At 52.7% G+C, this 13,986-nt stretch carries 14 protein-coding genes; 7 read left to right on the plus strand and 7 right to left on the minus strand.

Features of this window, described 5'->3' with window-relative positions; translation table 11 throughout:
- Positions 1 to 5 precede the first annotated feature (5 nt).
- Positions 6 to 1,076 carry a divergent polysaccharide deacetylase family protein gene (locus JC793_RS19190; protein WP_247717290.1) on the plus strand — a complete coding sequence of 357 codons (1,071 nt, stop codon included), beginning with the start codon at positions 6 to 8 and terminating at the stop codon, positions 1,074 to 1,076.
- On the opposite strand, the gene JC793_RS19195 is transcribed toward JC793_RS19190, so the two are convergent.
- Positions 1,011 to 1,952, minus strand: a complete 942-nt coding sequence (locus JC793_RS19195; protein ID WP_166708856.1) for a hypothetical protein — start codon at positions 1,950 to 1,952, stop codon at positions 1,011 to 1,013. The genes JC793_RS19190 and JC793_RS19195 overlap by 66 nt on opposite strands.
- A gap of 26 nt (positions 1,953 to 1,978) precedes the next feature.
- Positions 1,979 to 2,908 carry a hypothetical protein gene (locus JC793_RS19200; RefSeq protein ID WP_247717291.1) on the minus strand — a complete coding sequence of 310 codons (930 nt, stop codon included), beginning with the start codon at positions 2,906 to 2,908 and terminating at the stop codon, positions 1,979 to 1,981.
- A gap of 213 nt (positions 2,909 to 3,121) precedes the next feature.
- Here JC793_RS19200 and rfaD point away from each other — a divergent pair, with 213 nt between their 5' ends.
- Genes rfaD through rfaC form a run of 3 tightly spaced genes read left to right on the plus strand, consistent with a single transcriptional unit; the run spans position 3,122 to position 6,094 of the window.
- On the plus strand, positions 3,122 to 4,060 hold the full coding sequence (gene rfaD, locus JC793_RS19205) for an ADP-glyceromanno-heptose 6-epimerase (protein ID WP_166708857.1): 939 nt from the start codon (positions 3,122 to 3,124) through the stop codon (positions 4,058 to 4,060).
- A gap of 10 nt (positions 4,061 to 4,070) precedes the next feature.
- Positions 4,071 to 5,132 carry an ADP-heptose--LPS heptosyltransferase RfaF gene (gene rfaF, locus JC793_RS19210; protein ID WP_166708858.1) on the plus strand — a complete coding sequence of 354 codons (1,062 nt, stop codon included), beginning with the start codon at positions 4,071 to 4,073 and terminating at the stop codon, positions 5,130 to 5,132.
- Positions 5,117 to 6,094, plus strand: coding sequence for a lipopolysaccharide heptosyltransferase RfaC (gene rfaC, locus JC793_RS19215; RefSeq protein WP_166708859.1), 978 nt, complete (start codon positions 5,117 to 5,119; stop codon positions 6,092 to 6,094). The genes rfaF and rfaC overlap by 16 nt, the downstream gene beginning before the upstream one ends.
- A 2-nt stretch (positions 6,095 to 6,096) precedes the next feature.
- On the opposite strand, the gene JC793_RS19220 is transcribed toward rfaC, so the two are convergent.
- The 4 genes from JC793_RS19220 to rfaQ are packed head-to-tail and all read right to left on the minus strand — an operon-like array spanning position 6,097 to position 10,404.
- Positions 6,097 to 7,074 carry a polysaccharide deacetylase family protein gene (locus JC793_RS19220; RefSeq protein WP_166708860.1) on the minus strand — a complete coding sequence of 326 codons (978 nt, stop codon included), beginning with the start codon at positions 7,072 to 7,074 and terminating at the stop codon, positions 6,097 to 6,099.
- A gap of 11 nt (positions 7,075 to 7,085) precedes the next feature.
- Positions 7,086 to 8,207 (minus strand): glycosyltransferase, encoded by a 1,122-nt coding sequence (locus JC793_RS19225; RefSeq protein ID WP_166708861.1) that lies wholly within the window; start codon positions 8,205 to 8,207, stop codon positions 7,086 to 7,088.
- Positions 8,207 to 9,334 carry a glycosyltransferase family 4 protein gene (locus JC793_RS19230; RefSeq protein WP_166708862.1) on the minus strand — a complete coding sequence of 376 codons (1,128 nt, stop codon included), beginning with the start codon at positions 9,332 to 9,334 and terminating at the stop codon, positions 8,207 to 8,209. Before JC793_RS19230 ends, JC793_RS19225 begins: the two co-directional genes overlap by 1 nt.
- The gene (gene rfaQ / locus JC793_RS19235; protein ID WP_166708863.1) at positions 9,331 to 10,404 is read right to left on the minus strand and encodes a putative lipopolysaccharide heptosyltransferase III; all 1,074 of its coding nucleotides are present in this window, start codon (positions 10,402 to 10,404) and stop codon (positions 9,331 to 9,333) included. The genes JC793_RS19230 and rfaQ overlap by 4 nt, the downstream gene beginning before the upstream one ends.
- Before the next feature lie 225 nt (positions 10,405 to 10,629).
- On the opposite strand from rfaQ, the gene waaA reads away from it, so the two are divergent.
- The 3 genes from waaA to coaD are packed head-to-tail and all read left to right on the plus strand — an operon-like array spanning position 10,630 to position 13,168.
- Entirely contained in the window at positions 10,630 to 11,907 is a 1,278-nt protein-coding gene (waaA, locus tag JC793_RS19240; RefSeq protein ID WP_052926518.1) for a lipid IV(A) 3-deoxy-D-manno-octulosonic acid transferase, read from the plus strand.
- The gene (locus tag JC793_RS19245) at positions 11,907 to 12,686 is read left to right on the plus strand and encodes a glycosyltransferase family 2 protein (RefSeq protein WP_166708864.1); all 780 of its coding nucleotides are present in this window, start codon (positions 11,907 to 11,909) and stop codon (positions 12,684 to 12,686) included. The genes waaA and JC793_RS19245 overlap by 1 nt, the downstream gene beginning before the upstream one ends.
- Positions 12,683 to 13,168 (plus strand): pantetheine-phosphate adenylyltransferase, encoded by a 486-nt coding sequence (gene coaD, locus JC793_RS19250; protein WP_107679562.1) that lies wholly within the window; start codon positions 12,683 to 12,685, stop codon positions 13,166 to 13,168. The genes JC793_RS19245 and coaD overlap by 4 nt, the downstream gene beginning before the upstream one ends.
- Here coaD and mutM read toward each other — a convergent pair whose 3' ends face one another.
- Positions 13,169 to 13,978: a bifunctional DNA-formamidopyrimidine glycosylase/DNA-(apurinic or apyrimidinic site) lyase gene (mutM, locus tag JC793_RS19255; RefSeq protein WP_166708865.1), complete on the minus strand. Its 810-nt coding sequence runs from the start codon at positions 13,976 to 13,978 to the stop codon at positions 13,169 to 13,171.
- Between the last annotated feature and the right edge of the window lie 8 nt (positions 13,979 to 13,986).

Below are 13,986 nucleotides of genomic sequence, written 5' to 3' on the forward strand. Positions count from 1 at the left end.
ACACAGTGACTTACCGGCAGAAAACCAAAAATATCTTACTGACTTCGTTAATTTTTATCACTTCGTCACTGATAACGTTTTCTGCCGCGGCGGCACAGCTCGCCATTGTGATCGATGATTTCGGTTACCGCAAACAGGATGATAACCGTATCCTGGAACTGCCGCCGCAGGTCTCGATCGCTATCCTGCCGAACTCCCCGTTCGGCAAAGAGATGGCGGAGAAAGCACACCGCCAGGGCCGTGAAATTCTGATCCATATGCCGATGGCACCGATCAGCAAGCAACCGCTGGAACGCGATACCCTGCGCCCGTCCATGAGTGCCGCAGAAATTGATACCCTGATTAAAGCCGCGATTGCCCGGGTGCCGTATGCCACCGGGATGAATAACCATATGGGCAGTGCGATGACCTCTGATCTGACCGCCATGCAGCATGTGATGACGTCGCTTTCCGGCTCCGGTTTTTACTTTCTCGACAGTGTGACCATCGGCAGCACCAAAGTCACACAGGCCGCACAGGGAACACCGGTCCGCGTGCTGCGCCGCCAGGTTTTTCTGGATAACGTGCAGACAGAGGAAGAAACCCGCAAACAACTGAACCACGCCGTTGCGCTTGCCCGCAAGCAGGGATCGGTGATCGCCATCGGGCACCCGCATCCGTCGACGGTCCGCGCCCTGCATAAGCTTATCCCGCAACTGCCGCCGGATATTCAGCTGGTGTCTCCGGGGTATATGCTGACACATGCCGGTAAGCCGTCCTCCGTGAAACCACAGCCGGAGAAACCGGTCGTGCCGGTTAAACCCGCAGAGCAGGAAAAACCGTGGCTGACACCAATGACAGAGCAGTGCGCGGGTAAAGCGGAAATTGGCGGGGAATTTTACGTCCGCTATATCAATCTGCTGGCGGAAGCCGTTATAAGAGATCAGCTGAACGGCAACGTGGCGGAAGTCCTGTCTTCCATCCGTATGGCGCTGCCGCAGCCGGATGTAACACCGCCTGCGGTAAAAGAATCAGTCAGCACTGACCTGAAAGCTGCGGAAAAAGTACCGGCTGAACCGGCGGCAGAGACTCAGTGACAGCAGAACCGAGATAACCAGCCCAACCGTCAGTATGATCTGCGTATCGCCGGATGTCATGGATGATTCCAGCACCGGGATAAGCCAGAAGACCATCAGTATCAACGTACTGCTGAACATAATAATGCTGTTCAGCAGAATCAGGACAAGCAACCGCCCTGTATGCAGTTTTTCCCCGTAAAAAGTAAATACCGGCCTGAATGTGAAAACGGCAATAACCGCGATAATGATAAACCCCGGGATCACATTACCGGCGTTATCGCTCACCGGTACCGCCCATTCCCGGCTGATGACGGTTAACTGCATAAACAGCGGCATCATCTGTAATAAGAATGTCATTCCGGCGGCTGTCAGTACGGTATAAACCCGGCGGGTGTTGAGTGCTGTCATCACAAAACGGGGAGCATCCCCGGTTAAAAACCGGCGCAGGCAATAAATCAGCAGCGATAATCCGCAGAGCAGTAAAATATAAGCCAAATATCTTCCCGACCAGAGAAACCAGAATATCTGATCGTTATTGGTGAGAGTTCCCGCCTTTTTAAGATCATATATGAAAGATATTACCGGGATATCTGCTGCTGTCTTTCCTGCGGTATAAAGAAGCGCTGCGGTTATCACAAAAATAACAGTTTTTCCGGACACCCGGTTCAGACACTGCCGGTAAAAAATAAGAGAAATCACCGGGAACAGTAAGACCTGGTGGGTCACCACTCTGTTCAGAGCCCATAAAATTCTGTCTCTGAACAATGGTGCCGCTGTTTTGACCATAAACTCCGGAATAAAAAATAACGTCATTTCTGCTGCGAAAAACACAACGACAAACAGCAGCGGCAGCCGGAAAAATGATGTGTTATCCGCGGATGATGCTTCCTGCATGTATCACTCCTTTTTATATCAGCCCGTTACCGGCGGAATATCACACCGGTGACAGCACGGCTTATCCACAGTGTCAGCACGACACAGACCGCCGTTATAGTCCATAACCCGGTCTCCCCGAAGTGCCGGAAATTATCGGTGACTAATACCATATAAATAGTACCGGCCGTGACGGCCACCATCGCCAGAAAACTGAGCACCGTGCTGAGCAGAACGGAAATGACCAGCGGCCTGATTTTCAGTGTGCCTCCCGCAACCGGGAAACGGGAACGGACAACGAAAAAAATAACAGCGCACGAAATAATCAGACTCACCGCCGTGGTATAAGCATGTTCAGATACCGGGTCCGGCAGTCCTCCGGGGAAATAGACCGGTATCAGTGCCGCCAGGAATAATGTGATCATCCACATCAGGTATACCATCCCGGTACTGAACAATAATGCATAAATATCCGGCAATTTTCCGTCCGGAATAACCGCCGGCTGGCTGACTTTAATATAATAATGTGCCACCAGGCGGGTTGCTATGCCCAGTAAGATAAATGAAGCCAGATACAGAAAAATATCTGTGGTTTTCATCATCAGGGCAATATCAGAAAAATCCAGATCATTATTTTGCATTTTCCCCAGCAGATAGCCGAGCCACTCCATTTTCAGTCCGCCGAGAATACTGTTCACCGCATACAGAAAAATAGTGAGACCAATAACACCCAACACGGTTTTCCGGTTCAGCTGTGTTATCCGGTAATGATAAAAAAATAAGGATGTCAGCGTGAAAAGCCCGGTCAGCTGAATCAGCTGAGATGCAAATATTTTTGACAAATAGGCTGCCAGTGATAATTCAGGGGAATAGGCACTGATATTCGGATAAGAGACCAGGATCAGCGAACCACTCAGGATAAGAGCATAGGCCAGTACAAATAATAACGGTAACCGGAAAACTGTGGTTGTATTCATGCATATTCCTTTAAAGTCCGGAGACACTGTCCGGCCGGATAACATAATAAATAATATCCACGGTATAACAGATCACCGGCGGAAAACAACCTGGTGGCATATGGGATCTTCCTGCCGCCGCAATTTTTTCATCCACGTCAGACACCCATCAATGCTATGATGAAAGCAGTGATTTTTTCATTTTCTTAAATGAACCGAACAGAGGAATGCGTGATGATTATTGTCACCGGCGGCGCCGGATTTATCGGCAGCAATATTGTAAAAGCACTGAATGATGACGGCTACACTGATATTTTAGTCGTGGATAACCTGAAAGACGGTACCAAGTTTGTCAATCTGGTGGATCTGAATATCGCCGATTACATAGATAAAGAAGATTTTATCGCCGGTATTGTGGCCGGGGATGATTTCGGAGATGTCGAGGCGGTTTTCCATGAAGGTGCCTGTTCTTCCACGACCGAGTGGGACGGCAAGTACATGATGGATAATAACTATCAGTACTCCAAAGAACTGCTGCATTATTGTCTGGATCGCCGGATCCCGTTCCTGTATGCCTCTTCTGCCGCCACCTACGGCGGGCGCAGTGATAACTTTATTGAAGATCGGCAGTACGAAAAACCATTAAATGTGTATGGTTATTCGAAATTCCTGTTTGATCAGTATGTCCGCGAAATCCTGCCGGAAGCAGAATCTCAGATCTGCGGTTTCCGTTATTTCAATGTGTACGGCCCGCGTGAAGGCCATAAAGGCAGCATGGCGAGTGTCGCTTTCCATCTGAATAACCAGATTTTAAACGGCGAAAACCCGAAATTATTCTCCGGCAGCGAAAACTTCCTGCGCGATTTCATCTATGTGGGTGATGTGGCGGATGTGAACCTGTGGTTCTGGAAAAATGCCAAATCCGGTATTTTCAACTGCGGTACCGGCCGTGCGGAATCTTTCCAGGCAGTCGCCGATGCCGTGACCGGGTTCCACACTGATCGCCAGTGTGCTCTCGATTACATTCCGTTCCCGGAAAAACTGAAAGGCCGTTATCAGGCGTATACCCAGGCTGACCTGACCAATCTGCGAGCAGCGGGTTATCCGGGCGAATTCAAAACGGTCGCCGAAGGTGTTCGTGAATATATGGCTTGGTTAAATCAGGGAAATTAATTAAACGCACATGAAAATTCTGGTGATCGGGCCGTCGTGGGTCGGTGACATGATGATGTCACAAAGCCTTTACCGTACCCTGAAAACACGTTATCCGCAGGCAACAATTGATGTGATGGCCCCCGCGTGGTGCCGTCCGCTGCTGGCAAAAATGCCGGAAGTGGATGAAGCCATCGCCATGCCACTCGGCCACGGCGCTCTGGCTCTCGGCGAGCGCCGCCGTCTGGGACATTCCCTGCGTGATAATAAGTATGATCGTGCTTATGTGCTGCCGAACTCGTTAAAATCGGCGCTGGTGCCGTTTTTTGCGAAGATCCCGGTGCGTACCGGCTGGCTGGGCGAGATGCGTTATGGTCTGCTCAACGATCACCGGAAACTCGACAAAGCCGCTTTTCCGCTGATGGTGCAGCGCTATGTTGCCCTCGCATATGATAAAGCGGATGTCCCTGCCGCCACCGCCCTGCCGCAGCCTCTGTTGTGGCCGAAGCTGGTGGTGCGGGATGAGGATATCGCCGAAAGTATGGCGGCGTTTAATATCAGCGATCACCGCCCGGTCATCGGTTTTTGTCCGGGGGCTGAGTTTGGCCCGGCCAAACGCTGGCCGCATTATCACTACGGTGAATTAGCGAAGAAACTGATTGATGAGCGTGATTTTCAGATAATCCTGTTCGGCTCGGAAAAAGATCACGCCGCCGGAGAGGATATTCTCGCCATGCTCAGTGATGAGCAGCGTGAAAACTGCCTGCATCTGGCCGGAAAAACCTCGCTGGAGCAGGCGGTAAACCTGATTGCCGGTTGTCATGCCATTATCACCAACGATTCCGGTCTGATGCATGTGGCCGCCGCACTGGATCGTCCGCTGGTCGCCTTATACGGCCCGAGCAGCCCGGATTTCACGCCGCCGCTGTCAGATAAGGCCCGCGTTATCCGCCTGATCACCGGTTATCACAAAGTCCGCAAAGGAGATGCGCATGAGGGCTATCACCAGAGCCTGATTGATATTCTGCCGGAACGTGTTCTGTCTGAACTGGATGATTTGCTGAAGAGTTCCCCGCCATGCGCCGTGTGTTAATCGTCAAAACCTCGTCGATGGGCGATGTGCTGCATACATTGCCCGCACTGACTGACGCCGTGCAGGTATTCCCGGATATCACCTTTGACTGGGTGGTTGAAGAGGGGTTTGCCCAGATCCCGGGCTGGCACTCTGCAGTTGATCGCGTCATCCCGGTCGCTATCCGCCGCTGGCGGAAAAACTGGTTCCGCCGTGATATCCGCAGTGAGCGCCGTCAGTTCCGCGAAGCCGTACAATCACAGACTTATGATGCAGTAATTGATGCACAGGGGCTGATTAAAAGTGCCCTGCTGGTCACCCGGCTGGCTCACGGCCGCAAACACGGCTATGACCGGCACAGTATCCGCGAACCGCTGGCAAGTTTTTTCTATGATGAAAAACACGCTGTCAGTAAGACACAGCATGCCGTTGAGCGCATCCGTCAGCTTTTTTCCCTGAGTCTCGGCTATGAAAAACCGCAGATACCGGGCGATTATGCGATTGCCGCCCATTTTCTGAATAACCGCACCACACCGGCAGAGACCACGCCGTATCTGGTCTGCCTGCACGCCACCACCCGCGATGCCAAACACTGGCCGGAGTCACACTGGCGGGCGCTGTTTGCACAGCTGTCTGACAGTGGTCTGCATATCCGTCTGCCATGGGGCGCACCGCATGAACAGGAGCGGGCGCAGCGTCTGGCTGCCGGATTTACACATGTGCATGTGTTACCGAAATTATCACTGGCCGGTGTGGCGGCAGAAATTGCCGGTGCGGAAGGCGTGATTTCAGTGGATACCGGACTGAGCCACCTGACGGCGGCACTGGATAAACCCAATATCACCCTGTACGGCCCGACTGATCCGGGACTTATCGGCGGTTACGGTAAAGGACAGTTTGCCCTGACAGCAAAAGACGGGGATTTGTCATCGGTCAGTGCGGATGATGTGCTCGCCGCAATGGCAGAGCACATGCCGCGTTAAGATTACGATGCGTTACGCTGTGCGAGTTTCCGCTGATAAAACTCCGCCAGCGTCATGCCTTCCGCACGCTGAGCGATATACGCAAACAGCTGTTCCAGATCATCATACAGTGCGTCAATCGCCGCCTCATCCCTGAATGTCGGGCTTCCGCCCGGCATAAACTCAGATGAATGCAGCATAAATTCAATGTGATCGTTTCCCTGAGCCAGACAGGTATCAACCACCTGCTGCATCTGCGCCAGATTCCCGCCTTTCGGCCGCAGCCAGTTTACGGACGGCGAACGCTTTTTGCCGCGTAACTTGTCGTAAAACTGTTTCAGACCGTTCATCAGCGGGGAATGGCGGAACTGAACACTCATCGGCACCTGTAACAGGGAAGAATCCCCGGCACGGCGGATATCATTCAGATCCATAAAATAGGCGTCAGACGGAAAGTTCAGGTAATTGGTGCCGCCGTTACCGATGGGTGCCGGTGCTCCGGGGGTATATGCCCAGTTCACCCGTGGTGTCACGGAACAATCGGTCTGATAACCAAATTCTGCCAGTAAACGGGCGTATTTTTCATTGAATGCCCAGCGGCCTGCTCGGTGACTGACCATTTTGGTCTGTAATTTATCTTCCAGCAGCGATGTCATGACATTAATTTTTTCTTTCATCACATCGTCAGGGTACTCAATCAGATAGGGCTGAAAACGGTCATCATCCGCTGTCAGTGCTTTCAGCGGCGGACTGTTCCAGGCGTGCAGATGCATGCCGATCTCTCCGGTCTGCCGGGCAATCACATCCTGCGCAAATTCAATATAGGCATCATCGGTTGCCATTTCATAATTGGTCAGCCAGACCGGCTTAAAGCTGTACTTCTCACACAGTGTCTGAAAACGCGGTAAAAACCGGGTATTCTGCGTGGTGATCGCCGGACCGGATTCCCAGAGGTTATCCCCCTCTGTATCAAGGGTGATGATAAAAGCGGGTTTCGCCATGGTTGTGCTCCTCACGCGTGTGTTGACGGGACTGGCTGAATCAGGTCGCAGTACTGACTGACTATCGTCTGCTGCTCAAACTTATGATACATCTCCGGGGTGATCACCGGCGGATGTTCATAAACCAGGCGGATTTTCTCCGCCAGGCTGACAGGGGTCAGGTCGGATAAACAGGCGGTAAGTTCACCGGTCATAATTTCACTGATCCCGCCCGGACAGCGGGTACTGACAACCGGTGTACCGCAGATCAGCGATTCGATCAGAACAGAAGAAAGTCCCTCGCTGTCAGAACTCAGAACCACCGCTTTCGCACCACGGATGATCGGCATCGGTTTTGACTGAAAGCCGATAAATTCCACCCGGTCTTCCAGCCCCAGTTCAGCCACCTGGCTTTTCAGTGTCTGTGTAAACGACTCACTGCCCTGCCCCGCCAGCAGCAGCTTGCACGGCAGATTAGCCAGCGCAAATGCGGTCAGTAATCTATCCTGCCGTTTTACCTCATGAAAACGCCCGAGATGCACCATATAATCCTGCCCCTGATACGGATTATCAGCCAGCGACTGGCGCTGAATATCCGCAACATCAAACGGGTTATAAATAGTCACACACTGCTGCGGAGTCACCCCGACGTTTTCACATAAATCCCGGCACACCGCACCGGAAACCCCGATAATATTTCGTCCGTTATACACACTGCGGATTTTCGCCTGTTTCACGCGGCGGCGCAGACCGGTTTTATTACCCAGATAACTGGCCGAAAACATACCGTGAAGACAGAACCAGACATTCAGTCCGGCCAGCGCCTGTGATGCGGCGACAATACGGTCGGTTTTGTGCAGATTGGACACCACCAGTACCGGTTTACCTTTGCGGGCGAACAGGCCGGATAAAAAAGTGTCCATCTTTCCGGCGCGACGCCGGATTTCAGTCTGACGGCGGAACAATCCCCGGTATGTGTCCGAGGATACCTGATAATCCACGCCTTCCGGAATGTCATAATCACGGGTATTACTGAGTGATAACAGCGTCACATCATAACCGGCCAGAGCCAGTCCGTGGCTCAGGCTCAGAACCACCCGTTCAGCGCCGCCGCCCGGTAAACCGTCAATAATAAATAAGATATGCTGTTTCATTATGCCAGGACCCGCCCGTAAAGATCGATAAGCTGCTGTGATAACGCCGCCGGTGTATAAGGTAAAACCCGCTGCCGGGCACATTCCGACATCCGGCTGCTGAGGTGATCACAAGGGAGTTGTGATACCGCCTCTGCCAGCCCGTTAATATCGAGCGCATCACAGACAAACCCCTCTTCACCCTGTGTGATAAACTCCGCTCCGCCGCAGGTGGTGCTGGTGATCACCGGCAGTGCGCAGGCCATCGCCTCCGGTACCACATTCGGGAACGGATCATACAGCGTCGGCAGCAGCAACCCGTCACTCATCTGATAAAACGGCAGTGTCTGTTTCTGCATGCCCGCAAAGCGGATACGATCAGCACACCCCAGAGACACGGCCAGCTGACGATATTTTTTTTCTGCCTTATCCTGACCGATTACCAGCAGATACGCGTCATTGCGGCTGACAGCAGCAATCGCCGCCGCAAGCCCTTTGCGTTCAAATCCGGAACCGACATACACCAGACATTTTGCCGCTGCCGGGATTTGATAAGTCTGCCGCAGCGCAAGGCGCTCAGCTTCCGGTAACGGATGAAATTTCTCAGAATCAATCCCGTTATAGATGACGGTTATCTGTGACTCTGACAAACCAAAGTCTTCCATCACCTCTTTTTTTACCATCACTGAATTACAAATCACCTGCTTAAAGTGCGGATCATGGTACATCTCCTGCTCCGCCTTCATCACATAACGGTGGTACGGTGAGGCAAATAACAGTTTTGCCCGCCAGGCAGGCAGTACCCGCGCCCGCTGCAACAGCCAGCGGCGGTGCACACCATCACCGGCCCGGTAAATATCACAGCCGGCAATACGCTCATGGCTCTGCACAATATCAAATTTTTCTTTTTGCCAGCAGGTACGGGCTGCATTCGCGAATCCCCGTTCACGGCTGATCCGGCCCCATTTCGGCGGATTCACCACATGAATGTGCCAGCCGGGTGCTGCCGCGCCCTGCCAGGAGCGGGTGATGACATTCAGCTCCAGATTTTGATTATCCAGAGCCTCCAGCGCCCGGGATACAAAACGCTCCGCGCCGCCGTCCGGACGGTATTTCTGACGGACAATCGCCAGACGCATCTCTTTCATAAATATCTCCGTGCCGCTGCAATCACTGCTTCTGCCGGGATCGGACTCAGGTAACGCTCATCCGTCCCGGTATCCACATCATCAGGGTCCGGCTGTTCGCCGTAGTCTGATGCTTTAATGATCTCACCGGTTGCCTGCCACGGCGACCAGAACACCAGTTTTGTCGGGCCGAACAGGGCTATCATGGGGGTTTTCAGAGCGGCGGCCATATGCATCGGAACAGAATCCACGCCGATATACAGTTTTGCGCGATCAATCAGGGCTGCAAGCTGAGGCAGGGTCAGTTCTCCGGCAACGGAGACAATCCGGCCATCTGCCACTGCCTGCTGACACCGCGCCAGGATGGATGCCACCATCTCTTTTTCACGCGCATCCGGCCCGCTGCTGAGGACAATCTGATGTCCTTCATCCGCCAGGGTGCGGATAACGTCACTCATTTTGTCGTCATCCCAGCATTTGTAGAACCAGCGGGACGTCGGCTGCACCACAATATACTCACCGGTCACCTGTTTATGCTGCAAAAGCTGCTCTGTCTTCTGCCGGTCTTCCTCTGAATACGCCATCGTGACATGACTGACAGTCACCGGCAGATTCAGCGGGGTTAATCCGTTAAGGTTTTGCTCCACCGTATGCGTGACAGATTCCTGTGAGGTATCTGCCAGCAGGGTGTAACACTTTTTCCAGAAAATACTCTGCCGTTTCCATAAATCCAGCCCGACACGGATGCGGGCACCGGTAAAACGGGTCACGATCGCGCTGTACCACTGATCGGCCAGATTCACCACCAGATCATAACGGCGCTGACGCAGGGATTTCAGTAAACGCCACTCATGCCCGATACGTTTACAGGTTCCTTCTTTACGCCAGGCTCTGTCCATGGCGAAAATATGGCTGATGCCGGGATGACGGCTGAGCATTGGTGCCGTTTCCTGATACAGGAGAACATCCACCTCAGCATCCGGGTAATTCGCTTTCAGTGTATTAATCACTGGTGTTATCAGCAGCATATCGCCGTGATGACGGAGTTTTATTACCAGAATACGCTGTACCGGCGCGGATGCTGTTTGCATAAGAGTTCCATTTAAGATCAGACAAAAATCAAAGAATACCAGGTATCAATATCTGAGGCACAGATTACCATAAATCGTTCCCGGCAGTATTAACAGATAGCGCAGTGTGTTGTGCCGGACAACCGTAATTCCGCCCCCGGCACCACCGGGTTTATGCTTTTTAATGCGCTATTCGTGTTAGTTTTATGCTACTATTGCCGCAATCTTATCTGCGAAACTGATAAAATGTTACTGCGTGTATACCAGGTTCTGCTTTACCTGATCCAACCTCTTATCTGGTTACGTCTGTTATGGCGCAGCCGCCGCTCCCCGGCCTACCGCAGACGCTGGGGTGAACGTTATGGTTTCTGTAAAGGGAAAACCGGCACCGGCGGCATCATTCTGCACTCAGTTTCTGTCGGCGAAACACTCGCCGCAGTACCGCTGGTCCGTGCGTTACGCCACCATTATCCGACGTTACCTATCACTGTCACTACGATGACCCCCACCGGTTCAGAGCGTGTTTTATCAGCATTAGGGGATGATGTTTACCACGTCTATCTGCCTTATGACTTACCGGGTTCGATGAAACGGTTTTTCAATACGGTTCAGCCGAAACTGGTGATCGTAATGGAAACGGAACTGTGGCCGAACATGATAACCGAACTTCACCGCCGGAAAATTCCGCTGGTGATCGCCAATGCCCGCCTGTCTGCACGCTCGGCTGCCGGTTATAAAAAAGCGGGCAGTTTCGTGAAAACCATCCTGAACCGGATCACGCTGGTCGCCGCGCAGAATCAGGAAGACGGAGAACGCTTTATTGAACTCGGGCTGCGCCGCCAGCAACTGCATGTGACCGGCAGCCTGAAATTCGATATTTCTGTCACGCCGGAACTGGCCGCCAAAGCCGTTACCCTGCGCCGTCAGTGGGCCGCCCGCCGCCCGGTCTGGATCGCAACCAGCACCCATGAAGGCGAGGAAGAAATTATCCTCAGTGCTCATAAAACCCTGCTGAACCGCTTTCCGAATCTTCTGCTGATCCTGGTACCGCGCCATCCGGAGCGGTTTGCCAAAGCTCGGGAACTGACCGAAAAAGCCGGTCTGACCTATGTGATGCGCAGCAGTAATACCATTCCGTCACCGGAAACACAGGTCGTGGTCGGGGACACTATGGGCGAACTGATGCTGCTGTACGGACTGGCGGATATCGCGTTTGTCGGCGGCAGCCTGGTTGAGCGCGGCGGGCATAATCCGCTGGAAGCCGCTGCACACGCACTGCCGGTACTGATGGGACCGCACACGTTCAATTTCAAAAACATCTGCGGTAAATTACAGCAGGCCGATGCCCTGCTGACCGTTACGGATGAACAAAGTCTGAGTGATGCAGTCAGTAATCTGCTTAATGATGAGGATTACCGGCTGTACTGCGGACGTCATGCCGCTGAGGTACTTCATGAAAATCAGGGCGCACTGCACCGTCTGATGCAATTGCTCGGGCCATATCTGCCGCCGCGGAGCCACTGATGACAGAGAAAAAACGCCTTTCTGTTGTGATGATCAGCAAAAACAATGCCGATGTTATCGGTGATTGCCTGAACTCCGTACAGGGCCTGGCAGATGAGATCATTGTGCTCGATTCCGGCAGTCAGGACGACACACTGACCATTGCCCGCGATGCCGGCGCGCAGGTGTATGAAAACCGGGACTGGCCGGGCTTCGGCCGCCAGCGGCAGATTGCCCAGCAATATGCCGCCGGGGATTATATCCTGATGCTGGATACCGATGAACGGGTTACCCCGGAGCTGAAACACGCCGTTGAGCAGGTACTTGCCGCACCACAGAAAAATACCGTGTATCGTTTCGCCCGCCGTAATCTGTTTCTCGGGCGGTTTATGAAACACAGCGGCTGGTACCCTGATCATGTTCTGCGGTTATATCCGCGGGAGCAATATCAGTACAACAGTAATGCGGTTCATGAATCACTGGAAACACAGGGTGCCAATGTCATCACACTGAAAGGTGATGTTTTGCACCTGACCTGCCGCGACTTACCGGAGTTTCAGCAAAAACAGCTGCGTTATGCCGCTGACTGGGCAAAAGCCCGCCATCTGGCCGGTAAACGCTGCTCTTTTCTCTCCGTCCTGACTCACACTGCCGGTGCATTCTGCAAAACCTGGCTGCTGAGAGCCGGATTCCTTGACGGTAAACAGGGGCTTATCCTTGCATTTGTGAATGCACAATATACCTTTAATAAATATGCCACCCTGTGGTCCCTGAGCAACAACGATGAGTCAGCATCATGAAAACACGCGCAATCTATCCCGGCACTTTTGATCCCATTACCTGCGGACATATCGATATTCTTGAGCGCGCCTCAAAAATGTTTGATCACATCCTGCTGGCGATCGCCAACAGCAGCCGTAAAAATCCGATGTTTACTCTCGATGAGCGGGTGGCGCTGGCAAAAGATGTGTGTGCGCACATCCCGAATGTGGAAGTCACAGGATTTTCTGAACTGATGGCAAATTTTGCCAAAAAGCAGAACGCTAATGTGCTGATCCGTGGTGTCAGGTCTGTTGCTGATTTTGAATATGAATGGCAGCTGGCGAATATGAACCGCCATTTTGCGCAGGATCTGGAAAGTGTCTTCCTTCTGCCGTCGCAGAACCTCTCTTTTGTTTCCTCATCCCTGATCAAAGATGTGGCTCTGCACGACGGCGACGTCTCGGCATTTCTGCCGGAGTCCGTCGCACAGGCGATGATGCAAAAACTCGGTAAGTCGTAATCAGTGCTGACAGGCGGGGCAGAAAAACGTGCTCCGCTGACCGACTTTCACCACTTCTATCTTCTGTCCGCAGTTCGGGCAGTTCTCTCCCTGTTTTCCGTACACAAACAGTTCCTGGGCAAAATAACCGGGTTTACCATCTGACTGTAAAAAATCCTTCAGCGTGGTACCGCCCTGTTTAATGGATTCCGTCAGTACCTGTTTAATGGTGGCAACCAGGCGGACAACTTCATCCTCAGTCAGATCTTTGGCGGGGCGCAGCGGATGAATACGGGATAAATAGAGGGATTCATTGGCGTAGATATTCCCGACACCCACCACTATCTTATTATCCATCAGCCAGCTTTTGACCGGTGTATTCCGTTTGCGGGATTTGGCGAACAGATAAGCGGCGTCAAAATCATCACTCAGCGGCTCCGGCCCCAGATTGGCCAGCACCGGACAGGTTGCCAAATCATCTGCCCATAACCAGGCACCAAAACGGCGCGGGTCGGTATAACGCAGGATTTTGCCGTCACCCAGCACCATATCCACATGATCGTGTTTCTCTTCCGGCGTTTCCTCCAAAAGAATACGTAAGCTGCCGGACATTCCCAGGTGAATGATAATCCACCCTTCCGGCAGTTCGACCAGCAGATATTTGGCGCGGCGCTGCACGCTGAGCACAGGCCGGTCACTCAGACGCTCAATTTGCTCTGACACCGGCCAGCGCAGCCGCCGGTTGCGGACCTCAACATAACGTATAGTATTGCCAACAAGATGCGGCTCAATGCCGCGCCGGCTGGTTTCAACCTCGGGTAATTCAGGCACAGATAACT

The sequence above is a fragment of the Morganella morganii genome (assembly GCF_019242955.1).
In the GTDB taxonomy this organism is placed as follows: Bacteria; Pseudomonadota; Gammaproteobacteria; order Enterobacterales; family Enterobacteriaceae; genus Morganella; species Morganella sibonii.